16 protein-coding genes, 2 tRNA genes and 3 pseudogenes are annotated in these 19,429 nt (G+C 64.8%); 5 read left to right on the forward strand and 16 right to left on the reverse strand.

Annotated features, from left to right (window positions below):
* The first annotated feature begins 78 nt into the window (after nt 1-78).
* Nucleotides 79-154: transfer RNA gene (locus tag HAP41_RS04320), tRNA-Ala, on the forward strand.
* Nucleotides 155-261: 107 nt separating this feature from the next.
* Here the strand turns inward: HAP41_RS04320 and HAP41_RS04325 are convergent.
* From HAP41_RS04325 to HAP41_RS04365, 9 genes and pseudogenes are all read right to left on the reverse strand, one after another.
* Nucleotides 262-381 (reverse strand): annotated as a pseudogene (locus HAP41_RS04325) (enoyl-CoA hydratase); the annotation flags it as partial.
* A gap of 12 nt (nt 382-393) precedes the next feature.
* Nucleotides 394-1,339: pseudogene (locus tag HAP41_RS04330) on the reverse strand (IS630 family transposase).
* On the reverse strand, nt 1,297-2,127 hold the full coding sequence (locus HAP41_RS04335) for an enoyl-CoA hydratase (protein ID WP_224580524.1): 831 nt from the start codon (nt 2,125-2,127) through the stop codon (nt 1,297-1,299). The pseudogene HAP41_RS04330 and the gene HAP41_RS04335 overlap by 43 nt, the downstream one beginning before the upstream one ends.
* Nucleotides 2,128-2,252: 125 nt before the next feature.
* Nucleotides 2,253-3,047, reverse strand: coding sequence for a glutamine amidotransferase (locus tag HAP41_RS04340; protein WP_166105070.1), 795 nt, complete (start codon nt 3,045-3,047; stop codon nt 2,253-2,255).
* 192 nt (nt 3,048-3,239) lie between these two features.
* Nucleotides 3,240-4,019: an SDR family NAD(P)-dependent oxidoreductase gene (locus HAP41_RS04345; protein ID WP_166105067.1), complete on the reverse strand. Its 780-nt coding sequence runs from the start codon at nt 4,017-4,019 to the stop codon at nt 3,240-3,242.
* A gap of 231 nt (nt 4,020-4,250) precedes the next feature.
* Nucleotides 4,251-4,739: a tellurite resistance TerB family protein gene (locus tag HAP41_RS04350; RefSeq protein ID WP_166105064.1), complete on the reverse strand. Its 489-nt coding sequence runs from the start codon at nt 4,737-4,739 to the stop codon at nt 4,251-4,253.
* 121 nt (nt 4,740-4,860) lie between these two features.
* A complete protein-coding gene (locus HAP41_RS04355; protein ID WP_071908711.1) occupies nt 4,861-6,270 on the reverse strand; it encodes an adenylate/guanylate cyclase domain-containing protein in 1,410 nt (469 codons plus the stop codon).
* Nucleotides 6,271-6,321: 51 nt separating this feature from the next.
* Nucleotides 6,322-7,689 carry a cytochrome P450 gene (locus HAP41_RS04360; protein WP_166105061.1) on the reverse strand — a complete coding sequence of 456 codons (1,368 nt, stop codon included), beginning with the start codon at nt 7,687-7,689 and terminating at the stop codon, nt 6,322-6,324.
* A gap of 34 nt (nt 7,690-7,723) precedes the next feature.
* The gene (locus HAP41_RS04365) at nt 7,724-9,094 is read right to left on the reverse strand and encodes a hydrolase (protein ID WP_166105058.1); all 1,371 of its coding nucleotides are present in this window, start codon (nt 9,092-9,094) and stop codon (nt 7,724-7,726) included.
* Nucleotides 9,095-9,242: 148 nt separating this feature from the next.
* Between HAP41_RS04365 and HAP41_RS04370 the strand changes: the two genes are divergently transcribed.
* A complete protein-coding gene (locus tag HAP41_RS04370; RefSeq protein WP_166105053.1) occupies nt 9,243-10,931 on the forward strand; it encodes an MFS transporter in 1,689 nt (562 codons plus the stop codon).
* Between the two features lie 100 nt (nt 10,932-11,031).
* Here HAP41_RS04370 and HAP41_RS04375 read toward each other — a convergent pair whose 3' ends face one another.
* Nucleotides 11,032-11,247, reverse strand: a complete 216-nt coding sequence (locus HAP41_RS04375) for a hypothetical protein (RefSeq protein ID WP_063980334.1) — start codon at nt 11,245-11,247, stop codon at nt 11,032-11,034.
* 162 nt (nt 11,248-11,409) lie between these two features.
* Nucleotides 11,410-11,718 (reverse strand): hypothetical protein, encoded by a 309-nt coding sequence (locus tag HAP41_RS04380; protein WP_166105051.1) that lies wholly within the window; start codon nt 11,716-11,718, stop codon nt 11,410-11,412.
* A gap of 253 nt (nt 11,719-11,971) precedes the next feature.
* Between HAP41_RS04380 and HAP41_RS04385 the strand changes: the two genes are divergently transcribed.
* The gene (locus tag HAP41_RS04385) at nt 11,972-13,027 is read left to right on the forward strand and encodes a polysaccharide deacetylase family protein (protein ID WP_166105048.1); all 1,056 of its coding nucleotides are present in this window, start codon (nt 11,972-11,974) and stop codon (nt 13,025-13,027) included.
* Between the two features lie 74 nt (nt 13,028-13,101).
* On the opposite strand, the pseudogene HAP41_RS04390 reads toward HAP41_RS04385, so the two are convergent.
* Nucleotides 13,102-13,475: pseudogene (locus HAP41_RS04390) on the reverse strand (hypothetical protein).
* 233 nt (nt 13,476-13,708) lie between these two features.
* Between HAP41_RS04390 and HAP41_RS04395 the strand changes: the two are divergent.
* Complete coding sequence (locus tag HAP41_RS04395) at nt 13,709-14,134, forward strand: class I SAM-dependent methyltransferase (RefSeq protein ID WP_166105045.1); 426 nt, start codon at nt 13,709-13,711, stop codon at nt 14,132-14,134.
* A 314-nt stretch (nt 14,135-14,448) separates the two neighbouring features.
* Nucleotides 14,449-15,183, forward strand: a complete 735-nt coding sequence (locus HAP41_RS04400; protein ID WP_166105042.1) for a class I SAM-dependent methyltransferase — start codon at nt 14,449-14,451, stop codon at nt 15,181-15,183.
* Between the two features lie 84 nt (nt 15,184-15,267).
* Here HAP41_RS04400 and HAP41_RS04405 read toward each other — a convergent pair.
* The 4 genes from HAP41_RS04405 to HAP41_RS04420 all read right to left on the reverse strand — a co-directional run bounded on the left by HAP41_RS04405 (nt 15,268) and on the right by HAP41_RS04420 (nt 19,331).
* Nucleotides 15,268-15,343, reverse strand: a tRNA-Thr gene (locus tag HAP41_RS04405).
* Nucleotides 15,344-15,443: 100 nt separating this feature from the next.
* Complete coding sequence (locus HAP41_RS04410) at nt 15,444-17,216, reverse strand: heme biosynthesis HemY N-terminal domain-containing protein (RefSeq protein ID WP_166105038.1); 1,773 nt, start codon at nt 17,214-17,216, stop codon at nt 15,444-15,446.
* A 37-nt stretch (nt 17,217-17,253) separates the two neighbouring features.
* Nucleotides 17,254-18,504, reverse strand: a complete 1,251-nt coding sequence (locus HAP41_RS04415; RefSeq protein ID WP_166105035.1) for a hypothetical protein — start codon at nt 18,502-18,504, stop codon at nt 17,254-17,256.
* Nucleotides 18,505-18,569: 65 nt separating this feature from the next.
* Nucleotides 18,570-19,331, reverse strand: coding sequence for a uroporphyrinogen-III synthase (locus HAP41_RS04420; protein ID WP_166105032.1), 762 nt, complete (start codon nt 19,329-19,331; stop codon nt 18,570-18,572).
* Nucleotides 19,332-19,429 lie beyond the last annotated feature (98 nt).

The raw sequence follows: 19,429 nt of genomic DNA on the forward strand, positions 1-19,429 counted from the left end.
CCCGTCCTTGACTTGACCTTGGCGGGGACTTAAATGGCGCCCGGTTGTCGGCCGCATTCACCAGAGCGGCCGCCAAACGGGGCCATAGCTCAGCTGGGAGAGCGCGTCGTTCGCAATGACGAGGTCGGCGGTTCGATCCCGCCTGGCTCCACCAGCCTTCGCAGGCTGCGCCTGCTTCGGCTCGGCAAGCCCTCTCGTAGCGAAGGCTGCCACGCCATAGCCCGCAGGGCGACGGCGGGCTTCATCCGAAAATCTCTCCCCCTACTTCCCCGTAAACCTCGGCGGCCGCTTCTCCATGAAGCTCGCCACCCCCTCCCGGAAATCGCTGCCGTTCAGCGCGACCATCATCTCGCGGTTGGCCTCGATCGTGGCCTCGGCTAGAGCGTTTTCCGATCACGTTGCGTCGTAACCAGCCGCGACGAGATAATTTTGACATTCCTCGGGTGAGAAGCGTTTGAGAGCGTTGGCGATTGCTTGCCAGAGATCGGGCATGGTGCGGGCTGCGGCGGCCCGCAACAGCGCTTTCAGTTTGGAGAAGGCCATTTCGATCGGGTTGAAGTCTGGACTGTAGGGCGGAAGATAGAGCAGGCTAGCTCCGACCGCCTGGATGGCCTCTCGAACGCCATGGACCTTGTGAGCGGGCAAGTTGTCCATGATAACGGTATCGCCCGGCCGCAGCGATGGGGCGAGCAATTGCTCGACGTAGGCCAGGAAAGCGTCGCCATCCATTGGACCGTCCAGAACAAGCGGCGCGATCAGACCGTCGGAGCGCAATCCAGCGGTGAACGTCGTCGTCTTCCAATGTCCGTGTGGGATAGCTGCACGACATCGCTCGCCGCGTGGCGAGCGCCCGTAACGCCGCGCCATTTTGGTGTTGGCGCTGGTTTCGTCGATGAAGACGAGACGCTCAGGGTCAAGGTCGATTTGCCCTTCGAACCACTCTCACGTGCGGCATTTATATCGCCGCGCCGTTGCTCGGCGGCGTGCGCTGTCTTTTTTTAAGTGTGATCTTTCTGCGCTGGAAAAAACGCCAGAGCGACGCGATGCCAGTCGATATTCCATGACGTTTCAACAGTTCTCGCAACTCGGCAAGCGTGATATCCGGCCTCGCTGTCACCGCCTCCAGAATCAATTGCGAATGCGCTTCGATGCGCTGCGATTTGCGGTCACCGCCCTGGCGTTTAGGAACGATGTCGCCAACTTTCTTGAGGCGAGCGCGCCAGCGGATCGCACTGGCCGCGCTGACACCAAAGCGCTCAGCAGCCTGTCGACAGGACATGCCACCGTCAATCGCGGCTACCACCCTTTGGCGAAGATCAACCGAAAGCGCCCTGGCCATACATGCTGGCCTCCCTCGCCAGCATGCAGCTTGAATCTGACTCGCGCCGTTTTGGGAATCCCCACCCGATTCTTTCCGGTCGGAAAATGCTCTAGCGTCTGGAACGGCACCTCGTAGAGCTGGCGCTTGATCACGGCCATCGCGCTCGGGGAAACCATATCGGCGAGGTCGCGCGCATAGGCATAGGTCTCCTCGCGCAGCTTTTCCGGTGAGCAGAGCCGGTTCACCAGGCCGATCCGCAGCGCCTCCTCACTCGAGACGCGCCGGGCCGAGAGCAGCAGATCCATCGCGTTGGCGTGGCCGACGATGTGCGGCAGCATCCAGGACATGCCATGCTCGGCGATCAGTCCGCGCCGCGCGAAGGCTGTCGTGAACACGGTATTGTCGGCGGCAAAGCGCAGGTCGCAATAAAGCGCGTGGACGAGGCCGATACCGGCGGTCGCGCCGTTGAGCATGGCGATGACGGGCTTTCCGATCGACGGATAGAAGCCGTAGCGCGTCTGCCAGTCCGGCCGGCGGTTCATGTCGAAGGGCGGCAGGTTCGAGGCACGCCTGACGTCGTTGGGGTCGAGCCCCTTCAGCGCATCCATGTCGGCGCCGGCGCAGAAGGCGCGGCCCGCGCCGGTGAGCACGATGACGCGGACATTGTCATCGGCGCTCGATGCTTCCATCGCATGGCGCACGTCGCGCTCCATCGTCGGCGTCCACGCATTCATGCGATCAGGGCGATTGAGCGTGATGGTCGCGACCTTGTCGCTCACCTCATACAGAATGTGTTCGTAGGCCATGACGCTCTCCCTGTGTCTGCCGGCACGCGTTCGCGCGCGCTCGTTAGGAACGAGCCTAGCATATCCAACGGTGAGGCAAGAGCTTGCGCCAAGGCCTTGCGCGAAGGCCTTGCGCAGAGGCGCGATCACTCGGCGGCTTGCGCCAGCACCTGCCGGCGCGCCAGCCAGCCATCGATGAAATGATCGAGCCAGGCCCGCTCCGCAACGTCGTACACGGCACGGTCCGCGAAATGATGATGCCGCTCGCGCGCACCGGGCGCGCTGAGGCCGTCATAGCCGCGCGTGGTCCAGCAATGCATCATCGCGCAGGTCACGTCAGGATGAAACTGCACCCCGAAAGCGTTGCCGGTGCGGAACGCCTGGATCGGAAAATCATCGCCTTCCGCAAGCAGCTCAGTGCCGACGGGCAGTTCAAATCCTTCGCGATGCCAGTGATAGACCTGCGCCGGCCAATTCGGGCAGAGCGCGTGGCCCGCGACGGTCGGGCGGATTGGATAGTAGCCGATCTGGGCCAGCGCCTCCGCATGCGGCGCGACGCGAGCCCCCAACTGCATCGCCAGCATCTGCGCGCCGAGGCAGATGCCGAGGAACGGTCGCTGTTCGCGGAGCGGAATTTCGATCCAGTCGATCTCGCGGCGGATGTAGTCGTCGGGATCGTTGGCGCTCATCGGACCGCCGAAGAAAACAGCGCCGGCATGCTGATCGAGCGTGTCGGGCAGGGGATCGCCGAAGCGGGGACGGCGAATGTCGAGGCGATGGCCGAGCGCGCGCAGCGCATTGCCGACGCGGCCGGGTGTCGAGGATTCCTGATGCAGGATGATCAGAACCGGCAACCGGGCTTCGGAGGCGGCGGCGCTCGGCGTCCTTCTGGGGAAGGGCACCAATTCTGCGCCACCAAACCTGTCCGTCCGGAACGACATGGCCTCTGCGAGTGCTATCGGTTCAGACCGCCAGCATAGCTAAGCGGTAGTTAACATCGCGTGAGTTCGCGCACACGCGTCCCGATATTGAAGCAAGCTCCGGGCCATTACGGAGCTTTGAGCTTTCTTCAAAGCGTTTTCGAGCGAAGTGGATACCGGTTCGCGTGAAGAAAACGCGTCAAGACAAGAAATCTAGTGCCTCTGCCTCTGGAACCGGCTGGTGGCGGACAGGATGAAGCCGCGCGGGAAGAAACGCAGCGCGAACGGCACGATCTTGATGCCGAGACCAGGCAGCACTGCCCGTTTGTTGGCCATCAGGCCGCGATAAGCTTGTTGCGCAACTTCGGCGGCAGACACGTTGAGAAGAGCCGTATCATGCCCAGCCCCGACGCCGGCGCGCGCCTGGAATTCGGTGGGCACCGGACCCGGGCAAAGTACGGTGACGCGAACGCCGCGCGGCGCGAGCTCCGCCCGCAGGGCCTCGGTGAGGGAAATCACATAGGCCTTGGACGCGTAGTACACGGCCATGCCGGGGCCGGGCAGAAAGCCCGCGACCGATCCGACATTGAGAAGACCGCCCTTGTTCCTGATCAGCTGATCGGCAAAGCGCAGCGACAGATCCGTCAGAGCCCGGACGTTGACATCGACGATGCCGACCTGTTCGACGCGGTCGCGCTCGATCGCATCGCCGAACACGCCGAAGCCGGCATTGTTGACGAGATGGTCGAGCTCAACGTCTTCGGCGGCAAGCGCGGCGGCGATCTTGTCACCCGCATCCGCCTCCTGCAGGTCGCAGGCGATCACGATCGGCTTCTTGCCGCCCTTGGCGGCGAGCTCGTTCGCAAGCGCCTCCAGCCGGTCCGCGCGTCGCGCCGTCAGCGCGAGGCGATGCCCGTTGGCGGCGAACACACGCGCCAGCTCCGTGCCGATGCCCGCCGACGCACCGGTGATCAACGTTACCCGCTCAGTCACGATCGAAGTCTCTTGAATTGAAGTTTTTTGGCCCCGCAATGGCGGAACGAGAGCATAGGCCGAGCGCGACAGGCAAGCGTCACCGGCAGCATGGCTGCTTGAGCGGGCAACAGGGAAGCAGGAAAACCACGGATTTTACGGGGAAATCCGGGGCCGGGCTGGCCGACGGAGGTATATTAAAGTTTCGTCATGTGGTCAGCACAACCGCCGATAATACCGCGTCGAGACGGCTCAACCCCCGACGGCGCCGTCCTTGACCTGACCACCGGCGCGATTTGCGACCGCATGCTTGAGGTCGATCCGGTCGCGCTGGGCGATCCCGAGCAGGTCGGACGCGCGCCAAACGACGTTATCCTCGAACTCGGACACCTGGCCATCGGCATAGACCAGCTCCCACATCATCTGGACGATGCGCTTGCGGCCCTCTTCGTCGAGCGAGCGCATGATGACGCTGGTGAAGTGATAGAGGTCGACGGCCTCGCCCTCGACCTGGGTGGCGTCCGCGATCAGGCGGTCGGCGGTACCGCGATCCAGCCCGAAATGGTTTTCGATCAGGCTGTGCAGCTTGCGCTGCTCGGTCGCCGTCGGCTGACCGTCCAGCGAGACCACGTGAACCAGCAGCGCGGTGGCCGCAAGCCGGTAATCGCCATCGCCGAATGCGCGATCCCCGGCATGAGGGGCCACAATGTCGGCGATGAATTGGCGCAGGCCGTCGAGCATAGGATCCTACCGAAAACGATGAAGCCGCGGGGGTGCGGCCGCCACCAGCATTATATGAGCAGGAAACTCAACCGCCGCAACGTGCGTCAGCTCCGCGCGGGCATTACCTTTCTGCAATCTGTCACGGTATCTCGTACACCACCATCTTGTCGGCGATGCCGCGCAGGGCCGCCTGCTTCTGGATCGGCTTGATCGCGCGCTGCTCGAGCACCTCGGCGACTGCGGGCGCATCGAGCACGGGGCCCGTGATGTGGATCTCCCGCGCCGTCGACAGGCTCTGGACGCGAGCGGCGATGTTGACGGTCTGGCCGAAATAATCCTGGCGTTCGTTGAGCATCACCGCAAGACACGGGCCTTCATGGATGCCGATCTTGACGATGAGATCGTCGGTGCCGCGCTGCCTGTTGAGCTCGTCCATCGCGGCCCGCATCCGCAGGCCCGCGACGATGGCGTGCTCGGGGCGGACGAAGGTCGCCATCACGGCGTCGCCGATCGTCTTCACCACCGCGCCCTTCTCGGAGGAGATGATCTCGAGCAGCGCATGGAAATGCGCGCGCACGAGATCGAAGGCGGCGAGATCGCCGACGCGCTCGTAGAGCGCGGTCGAGCCCTTCAAATCGGTGAACAGGAATGTCAGCGACGTGATCTGGAGCCGCTGGTCGAGGCTGAGATTGTCCGCCTTGAAGACATCGCGAAACGTCTGGTTCGACAGCATGCGCTTGGCGGTGAGGAACGGCTTGCGCTTGCCGATGAGATGATGGAGCGCCTCGGCCGCGATGAACACCGACGGCAACACGCGCACGCCGGCCTGGTTCTCCAGCGACAGCCGCAGCGGCCCCGGCCGCATGGTCGTCGTTCCCGTCGGAGCCTGCACCTTGTTGTACATGATCGCGAACTGCTGACGCTCCTTGGTCGGCTCGCCCTGGACGTCGATGAAATGGGCGGCGTGCGTCACCGGCTCGAAGATGATGATGAAGTCGCCCGGCAGTTGCAGCGACATGGTCGCTTTCTCGCCCGCCGGAAGCTCGAGTGTATCGAGCGTCACCTCGTTGGCGAGCGTCGCGAAGGATTCCTTGTTGAAGTCGACGCCGGAACTCCAGAATACCTGCTTGAAATATTCCCACACCGGAAGCGTATCGGGATCGTGCGCTGCGATGCGCCGCACGCGCGGATTGACGGTGAAGGAGACCTCGACCTGATCGTCGACCGACGCCTTGTACCCGCAGGCGCAGAGCGCGCAGTGATAATCGTCCGGCTTGAGCGCCTTCAGCGTCGAATGGGCGCCCAGCACGCCGCCGCAGCCCGGACAGAGCACGTTCCAGCCGAGATCGAACAGTCCGAGCCGCGCCGAATGCAGGAAGGTGGAGATCGTGTGCTCTTCGTCGAGGCCATGCTGCCTGGAGAAATCGAGGACATTGACGCGGTTGAGCTCGTGATCCTCGCCGTTCTCGATCAGGTGCGCGATCGCGTCGACCACCTTGGCATCGGCGGTCTGCTTCAGAACGGAAAACTGGGCCTGGATGTCGCTCATGGCGGAGGCTCTATCTGGGGTGGATCGCGCCATCGGGCAGACGAATGTCTGTCACCGACGCGTGATGCGGAACAAAGGTGAGTGGTCCGGCTGGGTCGTCACGACGCCGAGCGGGATCACCGGAACCCTGTCGGCAAGCTCGATACGGAACGCGCCGATCAACCGGGCCAGCGCCAGCACGGATTCGGCGTGCGCGAACGGCGCGCCGATGCAGACGCGCGGACCCGCGCCGAACGGCAGGTAAGCGAAACGGTCGGGCGCCTCGTTCGACATGAAGCGTTTTGGGATGAAGGCGTTCGGCTGATCCCACAGCTTCTCATGCCGGTGCAGCAGCCAGGGCGCGATCATGATGATGTCGCCCTTGCCGATCTCGACGCCGGCCGCATTGTCCTTCTCGCGCGCGGCACGCGCGACCAGGAAGGCCGGCGGATAGAGCCGCATGGTCTCCTCGATCACCGCGCGGGTGAACTTCTGGCGATCGATGTCGGCCATGCTGTCGAGATGCTCGCCGTGGGTCTCGGAGGCAACTTCCTCCTGCGTCTCCGGATCGAGCGCGAGCAGATAGAGCGCCCAGAACAGCGCCGTCGCCGTGGTCTCGTGACCCGCCAGGATCATGGTCGCGACCTCGTCGACGAGTTGCGCATCCGAAAAGCCCTTGCCGGTCTCAGGGTCGCGCGCCGCGTCCATGAGATCGAACAGGTCGCGCGGCGGCGCGCCGTCCTTCTTGCCCATCGTGCGCCGTTCGGCGATCAGCATCGCGACGAATTCGGTCCAGCGTTTGCGGAAGCGGGCGCGGGCAAAATCCATCGGGGTCGGCCAGGACACCGGCAGCAGCATGTCGAGGAAATAGGGCCGCCCGAGCCGCGCGCCGTATTCCATGACGAAATTGCGCAAGGTCGGGCCGTGACGGTCCATGCCGAACGAGAACATCGTGCGCCCGGCGATCTCCAGCGTCATGCGCTGCATCGTCTCGCGCAGATCGACCGGCTCGCTTGTTCGCGCATCAAGCTTTGTGATGGTCTCGTCGAGCACCGCGGTCATATGCGGGACGAGATTTGCAGTTGCACGCGGCGTGAAGGCCGGCGCGAGCGTCCGGCGCTGATGTGTCCAGGCGTGGCCTTCCGCGATCAGAACTCCTTCGCCGAGCACCGGACGCAGCATGCGGATCCCCGCCGGCGTGCGCGTGTAATTTTCATAATTGCTGAGCAGGACATGCCGGATTGCGTCCGGCTGATTCAGGATGAAGCTGTTGTGGAGGAAAAAGCGGCCCTTGATGACCTCTTCTTCGTAGGCACGCTGCCCCCAGGTTGCGATCATGTTCTGCTTGAGGACCGCGACCCGGCCGAAAAACGACATGTCGTCGGGCGCACGCGGCGGGGTCGGAGGGATGATGGGCCGACGCACACTGGCGATGTTCATGGCTCTCTCCCGCAGATATGACCCAAGCCAATAGCTAGTAAGTCAGCTCGGCAATCGCAATCCTGTTCTCGGAGGCGGGCCAGGCGCGCGCCACAATTCGTTCTTCGCCGAACTGGGCCACGATGTTACGCCCGGCCTCCGCGGCCGGGAGCCGCAAGGTTGCTGCCGAATCCGTGGGCACACCCGGCTTGACGTCGGCCGGCTCCTTGCCGTCGAGCAGCACCACGTCCCGCGGCAGGCCGAGATAGCCGCGCGGTCGCGACATGATCACGACGGCGCCGGCATCCTTGTCCGCCGGCCCGAGCGGGCGCGCGGCACGTAGATGCACGACATCGGACGAGCGCGGGAAGGGCGTGCGGTAGATATGCGTCGTCGGCGCGTCCGGCGATGTCAGGACGAATTCGAGGAACCAGGAAGGCTCGACCTGCGCCGGACCCCAGCGGCCGTCGGCGCCGGTCTTCGCGCTGTGCACCGCGCCGCCTTTGCGCTCCCCGGTATCAGGGTCGACGCGGAAGACATCGACGGTTGCACCTGCCACCGGGCGATTGGTCGACACGCCGCCTGGCGTACCGGTCACAAGGCCGCTCAACCTGACGCTCTGCTCCGGCACAATCGCGATGCGCGCGGGCTCGCGGCCGGCAATGAATTTGTAGATCTGGCGGAAGGCGCGCGGGTGAAACGCCACTTCGCGATGGTCGAGCGCGCAGAGCACGAGATTGGTGGCGCCCGTCAACTCCGGCCCTTCGACGGTAACGCCGGTCGGCGTGCCGGGTTTGCCGATGAAGCGGCCGTCGGCTTGCGCGTACTTGTCCATGCCATCGCTACGCAGGGTGAGGAAGGCCGTGCCCGGCGTCACCTCGCTCTCACCCTCATTCAGGCCGCGCAGAAATGTACCGCGGCCATTGAATTCGTTGTTCGGCTGGTCGTCGGTCGCGAACACGCCATGATTGGGGGTGCCGCAGAGGACGGCGTGGCTGACATCGCCGACGCCGCCGTTCTTGATGACGTTGCGAATCGCATAGCCGCCGCGCGAGCTGCCGACCAGTGCCACGCGGGCCGCGCCGGTGCGGCGCTTCAATTCCGCGATGGCCGCCGCGAGTTCGCGGCGCTGGTCCTCGGTCGAGGAGCGGCCCGCCTGCTCGACCTTGTCGTCGCTGCGCGCCAGCGGATCCGTGAAATTGATCGCCATCATGCGATCGCGCGCGACGCCGTTGGATTCCATCCGCCAAAGCGTCGTCATCCAGACCGCGTCGTATTCGCCATTGCCGTGGACAAACAGGATCGGCGGCACCTCGGCATTCTGAGCCGTGGGCGCGGTCTGGGCCAGCGCGCCTGTCCGCAAGCTCGCAACCGCGAAAGGCAAGCTGCCTGCCCCCAGCAGGATCGACCGTCGCGACAGCTTCATATGTTTCTCCGGAAAAACCACGTCTTTGGACCGCTTATACCGGCCTAACCACTGGACAGCGAAGGACTTTCGCAGGCATCACTGAACCTGCCGGAATCACCCAAAGACCATTCCAAGACCACTTCTGCCAGCCCATATGGAAGGGGATATGACCGAGCAGCCGAACCGTCAGAAATTCGCCGGCGACGGCATCGCCGCACCCCTGCGGTACACCGTGTTTCGGCGCATCTGGCTCGCCAGCCTGCTCTCCAATCTTGGCCTCTTGATCCAGGGCGTGGGCGCGGCCTGGGCGATGACGCAGATGGCGGCCTCGGCCGACAAGGTGGCGCTGGTGCAGACCGCGCTGATGCTGCCGATCATGTTGATCTCGATGCCGGCCGGCGCCATCGCCGACATGTATGACCGGCGCATCGTGACCTTGATTTCGCTCGCGATCGCGCTGATCGGCGCGACTGCGCTGACGGTGCTGGCCTGGCTCAAGCTGATCACTCCGGAAACGCTGCTCGTCTTCTGCTTCGTGGTGGGCAGCGGCAATGCGCTGTTCGGGCCGGCGTGGCAATCCTCGGTCAGCGAGCAGGTCCCGCCCGAATCACTGCCGTCAGCCGTCGCACTGAACGGCATCAGCTACAATATTGCACGCAGCTTCGGTCCCGCGGTCGGCGGCGTCATCGTCGCCTCGCTCGGCGCGGTGGCCGCGTTTGCCTGCAACGCGATCCTCTATCTGCCGCTGCTGGTGGTGCTGCTGCTCTGGCGGCGCAACACCGAGCCCTCGCGCCTGCCGCGGGAGAAGCTCAACCGCGCGATGGTCTCGGGCTTCCGCTACATCACCAATTCGCCGCCGATCAAGATCGTGCTGCTGCGCACATTGGTGATGGGCCTGATCGGCGGCGCCATCATGGCACTGATGCCGCTGATCGCGCGCGATCTGCTGCATGGCGGCGCGCAGACCTACGGCATCATGCTGGGTGCCTTCGGCATGGGCGCCGTCGTCGGTGCGCTCAACATCCATGAATTGCGCAAGCGCATGAGCGGCGAAGCCGCGATCCGCGCCTGCACCATCTCGATGGCATTTGCGATGGCCGCGCTTGCCGTGAGCACGGAGCCGGTGCTGACGGCGGCGGCGCTTGTGCTCGCCGGTGCGGTCTGGATGGCGGCCGTCGCGCTGTTCAACATCGGCGTGCAGCTCTCGGCGCCGCGCTGGGTCGCGGGCCGTTCGCTCGCGGCATTCCAGGCCTCGATTTCCGGCGGCATCGCGATCGGCGCCTGGGGCTGGGGCCATCTCACCGATTACGCCGGCGTCGAGGTCGCGCTGCTGACGGCCGCCAGCCTGATGCTGATCTCGCCGGTGCTGGGCATTTGGTTGGCGATGCCGCGCGTCGGCGCCCGCAACGAGGACGCGGACGTGCTCGCCGATCCGGAAGTCAAACTGTCGCTCACGGCGCGCAGCGGGCCGCTGGTGGTCGAGATCGAATATAGGGTGAGCCAGGAGAACGCGCGCGCCTTCCACAACGTGATGCAGGACGTGCAGTTCTCCCGCCAGCGCAACGGCGCCTATGGCTGGTCGATCGCGCGCGACATCGCCGACCCCGAATTGTGGACCGAGCGCTACCACTGTCCGACCTGGCTCGATTACTTGCGCCAGCGCAACCGCTCGACGCAGTCCGAACGCGCGTTGCATCAGCAGGCGATCGATTTCCACATCGGTCCCGATCCGGTGCGGATCCGCCGCATGCTGGAGCGTCCGTTCGGCTCGGTGCGCTGGAAGGAAGAGACGCCGGATCGTGCCGGCGCCGAGGTGCTGCCGGTGGTCGCGAGCGCGGCGGGAAGCAGCACTTAGGTTTTGGCCTGTAGCCCGGATGGCGCGAAGCGCAATCCGGGACGATCTCACCGCACGGGCAGACGCCGGATTTCGCTCATCCGGGCTACGACGGCACGTCCTACTGCCCGTGATCCGTCAGCACCTTGTCGCAGGCTTTGCTGAGGCGGGTGCGGTTCTGCTTGAGGCAAGCGAGCACGGCGCCATCGCCATTGTTCATCACGGCACGGCAGAAGCGCGTCACATCGCGCGCGCAGGCATCGTGGCCGGGCTGCTGTTGCGCTGAGGCGCTCGATGCGCACAGAATCAAAGAAACAATGAAAAGAAATCTGGTCATCGCGTAATGCCTCTTACCCCAAGGAAGTGCGGGCGAAGCTAGTGCGACGATCCCGAGGCCGCAACGGCTTTATTGCCGAGCGGGACTGGCGCGCGTGGCCCCGGCCTGACGCCGGGAGCACATCGCGAGGGGAGCCAACAACGATTGCCGTTGCGCGTTGTCCTACTGCCTGTCCTGGGCGTCAGCGACCTTGCGTGAGGCGCCCTTTGCGAGGTCCTTGTCCATCACCGCGCGGCAGCCGGCGCTCAGATCAGAGCGATGCTTCATCATGCACGCCGTGATCTTCGGGACGTTGGGGATTTCCGAGGAGCACAGACGGAAGGCATCGCCGGTGCACTGCTGCTGCGCCTCGGCCGAGAAGGCGAAGCTCGAGGTCGTCGCGACGATCGAGACGATGGCGGCAAAGCCCAGAGCCAGGCTGGTGTCGCGGATCCTACTCGTCAGCGATTTGGCAGAAAAAGACTTGGTCATTTGAAGCTCCCATTGGCGCCGCTGGAAGCGGAGCCCGTTGTTGATGGGAACTACGATGCTCCGGGAAAACAGTTTCCACTGTGATGACGGTCACGGGTGGCCCGCCTTCTGTGATCTCCGTCACATGGCGCACCTCGCTGAAAATCCGGCGCAAACGCCGTCGTGTTGGTGTCACGTTAACTGTTCCTTCGCATTAATGGCTCGTCGCGCGGGAGATTCCGCCGGGTTGGTTGCGTAATTGGAAAGAATAGCGATGCGTAATGCGTTGGGCCTGATGCTGGCCAGTGTAGTTGCGGCGGTCGTGATCGCCGTCGGCGGTTGGTTTTATTATTCCGCGCGCGCCGATCAGGGCGCCCCCAAAACAACGGCCGCCCGTGCCGCCGATCAATTGCCGGCACAGGCGAAGCTCGCCGCCAAGGATGACGTCGAGACCACCGCGGCGATCGCGGCCAGGCCGACGGCAGTTGCTCAGGCAGCGGCGCCTGCGCCCGCTCCGGCCATGCCGGTGCAGCAGCGGTCGACCTGTGCCAATCCGAACGCGCTGGGCGTTGCCCGCGTGGTCGAGATCGACACCACCGGCGGACCCGGCTTCGGCTTCGAGCATTTCAAGCAGTTCGACTTCCTCACCGACAAGGAGGTCGTGCTGACCTTCGACGACGGTCCGTGGCCGGTCAACACGCCCGCGGTGCTGAAGGCGCTTGCGGATGAATGCACCAAGGGTCTGTTCTTCTCGGTCGGCAAGCACGCGACCTATCATCCGGAAATCCTGCGCCAGGTGCTGGCTCAGGGCCACACGGTCGGCACGCACACCTGGTCGCACGTCAACCTGAACAGCAAGAAGATGACGGAGCAACAGGTCAAGGACGAGGTCGAGAAGGGCTTCAGCGCGGTGAGGTTCGCGCTCGGCACCAACCCGGCACCGTTCTTCCGCTTCCCGCAGCTTCAGCACAATCCGGCGATGGTGAGCTATTTCAGCACCCGCAATGTCGCGATGTTCTCGACCGACATCGACTCCTTCGACTTCAGGAAGGGTGCCACGCCGGAGAAGATCGTCGACAACGTGATGACCAAGCTCGACAAGCTCGGCAAGGGCATCATCCTGATGCACGACTTCCAGAAGCACACCGGCGAAGCGATGCCGGCGCTGCTCGCGCGGCTGAAGGCTGGCGGCTACAAGGTCGTGCAGATGAAGGCCAAGGCAACGCTCCAGACGCTGCCGGAATATGACGAGGCGCTGCTGAAGGACCTGAAGGTGCCGACCTCGAGCGCGCGTCCGATAACGAGCGTGGTGCAGACGGTGTCGCAGTAAGCCCGAACCACTTCCTCAATACGCGCATGGCCGGGCTCTTGCCCGGCCATTTGCTTTTGGAGCGAGTCGCAGCCTTACCAGTAGATGCCGTGGCGGTGCAGCTCGCTGATGATGCGGCCTTCGGTCCAGCTGCGCTTGTGCTTCGGCTTGCCCGCCTTTGCGGTCTTCGTGGCGGGCTTGCTCGTCTCCGCCGGCGCTGAGGTCGTCGTTGTCGCGGTCACGGCAGGAGCCGTCGCCACGGCGGGAGCAGGGGCCGAGACTGCCGGCGGACGATCAACGTATTTCGGAGCTTCCGCGGCTGGCGCGACTTCGCTGATTTGCATCGTCGGAGCGGTGGTCGTGGTGGCTTGCGGAAGGCCGTCGCCATGGCCAGCGACAGGCTGCGGTCGCCAGCATGGGCAGATGCAGAAGCCAGGACCATGGCGGCGACCAGAAGGATCTTGCGCATGTGAAATCTCCCCGTGTTTGCGTGACCGGGAAATTAGGGGAGATCTGATCTGCGTTATGTGACTGTCATCACGTAGACTGCGCGCTCGGTCTTGAACCCGCGATCAGCATTCGCGGCGATCAACCCGCAACGTCACGTCCGGAAAGGTCTCGGAATCGGGCGGACAGATATGTGCTTCCCGGCGAAGCCTCGAACGCGCCGCGCCGGATGGCGCGTTTCACGATTGTTTCCAAATGTTTCTGATTGTGGTAGACGCTCGACACGCGTCAAAAGGTGTGCCGAGTCCGCCCGTTATGACCTTCGTCCAGCGAGTGAAGCGTAAGCTGCTGCCGCCGCGAGAGGTTATTCAGGGGTACGAGAACCCGGAACTGGTTGAAACGATTTTCCTGAAGACAATCAACTACAACCCGGACAGCGACTGGCCGCTGGTCGCGGGCATAAACACGGTTCTGGATTTCGGCGGAGGCGCCGGCCTGCATTACAAGGTGGCGCGCCGGCAATGCCCGGACATTCGATGGGCGGTGGTTGAGACGCCAGCAATGGTGCAGCGCGCCAAGGAGCTTGGCACCGATAGGCTGATGTTTTTCGAGCGCATCGACCAGGCCGCCGACTGGCTCGGCACTGTCGATCTCCTCCACTCGAATGGGGCCATACAGTAGGTCCCGGATGCATCGGAGACCGTGAGAACGCTGTGCTCGGTTCGGCCGGCAACGTTGGCATGGTACCGCGTTCCGATCAGCGAAGAGACCCGGCGAGAGGTTCAGACATCGTACCTGAGCGACAACGGTCCAGGGTCGTCGCTCGCCTCCAGGGAGAAGCTCGTCAGATACGAGCGCAACTGGATCTCCGAGCAAGCATTCATCCAGGCTCATGAGGGATTTCGCATCACTGAGCAGAGCCCGGATCCCACCGAGCGCGGCACGCAACAATTCAGGTTCGCGCGGGTCTAGCTTGCGACAATACGGGGGGCGATGTGTTTGACAGGTTTGCAGACTGGTTACGTCAGACGGCCTTTTTCTCGACGGCTATCGACATCGCGCGCCAGACGTTACCAGAGCCCGCGCTGATCTGGTTGCGCACGCAGATGGTGCGCAATCTCCGTGGAACGCCTGGCGAGGTGTTCGGCGAGATCTATCGTCGCAACGTCTGGGGTTACAAGGAAACCGCTTCCGGCGGCGGATCCACGCTGCACAATACCCAAAGGGTGCGAGAAAGCCTTCCTGGTCTGGTTGGCGACCTCGGGATCCGTACCCTGCTCGATTTGCCTTGTGGTGATTTTCATTGGTTGTCGAAGATCGAACTTCCAATTTCTCGCTACATTGGAGGAGACATCGTTCCGGAACTGATTGCGCGAACGGGTGACCAATACAGTCGCCCAGATCGCACGTTCCTCCGGATCGATCTCTGCAACGATCCGCTCCCGGAAGCTGACCTGCTGCTCTGCCGCGATTGCTTCATTCATCTTTCCGAAGAGATGATTTTTCAAGCAATCGACAACATTCGTCGATCCAACATCAAGTATCTCCTGACGACCACTTACCCGGCGGGCCGAAATCGTGCGATCCGCACGGGTGACTTCTTCTCCATCGATCTGAGCGCTCCGCCCTACAACTTCCCGCCGCCGATCAAGGTGCTGGACGATTACGTCCCACCGTTCGACCGGCGGCAACTGGCGCTGTGGGAAATCGAAAGCCTGCGCAAAGTCTGAGGCGATGGCATGCCGTCTCGCGGCGAGGCTGCATCGGAGGATGAAACAACGGCGCGGAAAACAACGAAAAATCAGAGCGATAAATGGTGCCGCAAGAGGGATTCGAACCCCCGACCCCGTCATTACGAATGACGTGCTCTACCAACTGAGCTATTGCGGCGAACCCTGCCGGAACCCGCGCAATGCAGGTCCGGATACGCGCGCTCCTGATATCGGGCATGGCCCGAATTGGCAAGGTGGGGCGGGCTTCGAAATGTGCCTCACGCGCCCCAGCGGGACCAGAATCCGCGCCAGCCGCCTGCCTGGGCCTTTGCATGGGTTCTGGGCGTGCCGATTTGTTCCGCAAATTCATCGCTCGGACCCTCGTCATCGATCCCGGGATCATCGGGAGCGCGGACGATGGGGATGACGGCCTGGATCGGGGCCGGCGCAGGCTTGCCGAGGTCGGCGCGGGTCCGGAACACCGGCGTTGCCGCCTCCGGCGATGATTCGGCCGCCTCAGGGGCGGGATTGACCGGCTCGGCCGGCGTGACCGCAGGCTCTTCCTTGGCGGCCTCCGCGGTCGTCTCCTTGGCCTCAGGGGGCGAATTGTCCTGTGCGGCGGGGACCGGATCCGCCGCAGCCATGGGCGGTTCCACCGGGGGTTCGCTCGGGGCTGCCGTCACCCGCTTCGGCGGCGGGGCAGCCAGCATGGCTTCCTCGAAGGCCGAGGATTCGATCGTGGCGCCCTTGTCGGAGGGCAGGCTCGCGACCGGCGTTTGCCACTGGAAGGCATCGAGACGGCCGGTGACCGGCGAGACCGGACGCCAGCGGTCGCTGACATAGCCGTCCGCGGTCCAGGCCGGATCGTGGCGGGCGCGCACCGCGCGCAAGGTCCAGGCGCGGGCACGGCCGCCGTCGCCGTGCTCGGTGCGCTCGAGCTCGGCCATCAGCAGCGCGACGCGCTGGGTCGGATCATTGACGTAAGGCGCCAGCACCGCACGCGCACGCGCGAACTCGGAGGCGTCGATCGCGGCGCGCGCGATCGCGAGCTGGCCCTCGACATGGCCCACCTTGTCGGCCGGCGTCTTGGCCGCCAGCGTCTCGACCCGCTGCAAGCGCTGCCGCGCGGAATCGCCGAGCTTCACATGCGCGTAGGCGTCGGCAAGATCCGGATGCGGATTGGCGAGCCATGCGGCCTCGACCAGCTTCATGGAGCGGCGCACCTGATGCGCTTCGCTCTCGAACTTGGCCGCAAGCACCGCGGCCGGCACCAGCGTCGGCGCGAGCTTGATGGCCTCCATCACGCTCTCGCGCGCCACGTCGCGGTCCATGGTTTCCAATTCCAGCGCGCGGGCCGTGAGCAGCACGCCGCGCTGGCGGCGATAGGCCGCCTTGTCGATCAGACCCGCGGACAGATTCGAATCCAGGATCGCGAGCGCGCCGCTCCAGTCGCCGCGCGCGCAGCGGAAGCCGAGCACCGCGTGCGAGGCCCAGGTCGAGGACGGCGACAGCTTGATCGCTTCCTCCGCGATCATCACGGCGCCGACCGCATCGTCGGCGCGCTGCGCCTCGATGAACAGGCCGCGCAGGCCGAGCAGCCGGGTATCCTCGCGCTCGGCCATGACGCGGAAGACGCGCTGGGCCTCGTCGCGATTGCCTTCGAGCTGGGCCGACTGCGCGTGCAGCAGCAGTGCGAGCGGATCGTTCGCGGCCAGCCGCCGCGCCGTATCGGCGTGACGGCGGGCGAGGGCGGTATCGCCATGACCGATCGCGAGCAGGCCGTGGGTGATGGCATGGCGGCCGCGCGCATGGCGTTTCTCATGACGGCGGCGGCGCAGGCGTCCCGGCGCGCGCCAGATCATCGTCACGATGCTCCAGACCAGCACGACCGCCGCTGCAAAGACGCCGAGCAGAAACACGAACCTCGGAAGCGTCGTTGACGCGCGGAAACTGCCCGCGGTCAGGACGAGATCGCCGGGCTGATCGGCAACCCAGGCCGCGCCGGCCGCCGCCAGCGCGATCAGGACGAGGAAGAGGACGATGCGAAGCATGGCGATCCCTATTACGCGCTGATTATTGCGCGAACCTTTACTGAGCAGGCTTGACCAGATCGGGCTTGGCGAGATCCGCCATGGCATCGTCGGCGAATTTGCGGGAGGCACCGAGCGCGGCGTCGCGCGCATCGGCCTTGTCGAGCCAGGCCTGTGCCGGTGCACGATCGGCCTCGGGCAGCGTCTTCAGCTCGCGCCGCGCTTCCGCGAAATCGTTGCGGAGCGCCGCCGCCGTCACCCGTGCGACGATGGCGCCGCGATCATTGCCGACGCCGTCGGTGCGCTCGATACGAACGAGTTTCGAGGCCCCCGCCTGGAGACGCTCGACGATACCGGCACCGGCGGCCGGGGCTTCCGCCGGCGGCGAGAGCTTGGGCACGATGTTGAGCAGTTCGCGGCTCAGCGCGACCGGCGTTGGAATGCCTGACGATGCAAAGGTGTCGAGCGGCTTCAGCATATCGGGCTTGGCCGCGAGCGACCGCGCCGCGGCCAATTGCGATTCGTAAGGATCGCCATGCCGAACCGCGACGTCGAGCAGAGCCGCCGCCACGACATGGCGCAGCGGCTTGTCATTCGTCGCCTTGTTGTCGGCAATCTTCTCACCCTGCTGTGCGAGCTCGGCGCGCTCCGTCTTGCTGGCACGCTCCAGCTGCGCAATGCGGTCGCTGAGAGCGGCAAGATCAGGCGCTGCAGCGCGCGGTGCCGAGTTCACGTCGTTGGCGGTCTTGTCGGACTGTGCGCGCAGATTGGCGATGTCACTGCGCAAGGCACTTGCTGATTTCTCCAGTGCATCGATCCGCGCCACCACGGCCGGATCGGCGGCGGGCTTGCCCGCCTTGGCTTCGACCGCGGCGACACGTCCGCTGAGTGCGTCGACCGTCGCGCTCGTGACCTGCGGCGCGGCCGGCGGCGCCTCCACGGCGGGCCAGCCCAGCATCCAGCCGACGGCAATCACGATTGCGGCTGCGACCGCGCCGGAGAACGGCGCAATGACCCAGGGCGAAACCGGCGCCGACGCGGGAGCGGAAGCAACCGTGGTCTCCGCGTGCGCGGGCTCCGGGTCGGGCCTGGCCTCTTCGGATTTGGACTCTTCGACCGTGGCCTGCTCTTGCGCGGCCTGCTCTTGCGTGGCCTGCTCCGGCGTCGGCTGAACCTCCGGTTCGGCGGCCGCCGTTGGCTGCGGCTGGGTCGAAACTTCGGTTGCCTCAAGGTCGATGGTGGGCGGGGTGCGCTTGGCACGGCCTGACTCGGGAGCCAATCCTGCGTCTTCAGGCTTGTCGTCGGCCATCGTGACGGTTCCTCACACTCAAATGCCCTGAACGGACCCGATCGCGTCGGATTCGGCCCGACCTCTTACGCCAAACGGGTCCGCAAAGCACGCTCCAAGGTATCAAATAGGGCATTTTCGTCCGGCGTCGCGGCCCCCAGAACCTGCGACGCGCCGGCATCGCGCAGCACGCTGGCGACCGTCTCGGACAGGCAGCATTGCGGGATCGCCAGCGCCGAGATTTCGACGCCTTCGTCCCGTGCCGCATCCAGGAAGGCCCGTGCGCTGCGACGGGAGTAGTGCAGCACCGCCTCGATCCCATGGGCGGCAAAGCCATCGCAGACATCGCGCGGCAGGATCTTGACCGGAGTCATGCGATAGGTGGTCTGCGTCACCACGCTGAAGCCCTCCGCGCCGAGCTCGCCGCCGAGATCGCGCGACAGATCCGCGCCCGCGAGATAGAGCAGCGTGCTTTTCTTCTTCAGCAGCTTGTCGCGCGCGCTCTGCAGCACCTTGTCGCGCAAGGCCGCGGCATCGCCGCCGGCGACGATCACCTCGGCGAAGCCGGCGTCGCGCGCCGCGGCAGCCGTGTGCTCCCCGACCGCAAACAGCGGCAGCTCCAGGAGGCCAAGATTCTTCAAGCCAAGATCCTGCAATTGCGGCGCGACGGCGCGGATCGCGTTGGCCGACGTGACGATGATGGCGCCGTAGTCGGCCTCACTCTCGTCATGGAAGGCGACCGGCTCGAACTTGAGCATCGGGGCGAGCAGCACCACATGACCCCGCACCCGCAAATTTTCCGCCGTCGCCTCATTGTCGGGATGCGGCCGTGTGACAAGAATGGACATCGCTTGTGTTCCCGAACCACGTGGCGGTGACGCATTCACGAAGGCGACTGCGCGTGACGATTGCGCAAGTGGACCCCGGAATGCTACCGGACGTACCA

The sequence above is a fragment of the Bradyrhizobium barranii subsp. apii genome (assembly GCF_011516635.5).
GTDB classification, from domain to species: Bacteria; Pseudomonadota; Alphaproteobacteria; order Rhizobiales; family Xanthobacteraceae; genus Bradyrhizobium; species Bradyrhizobium barranii.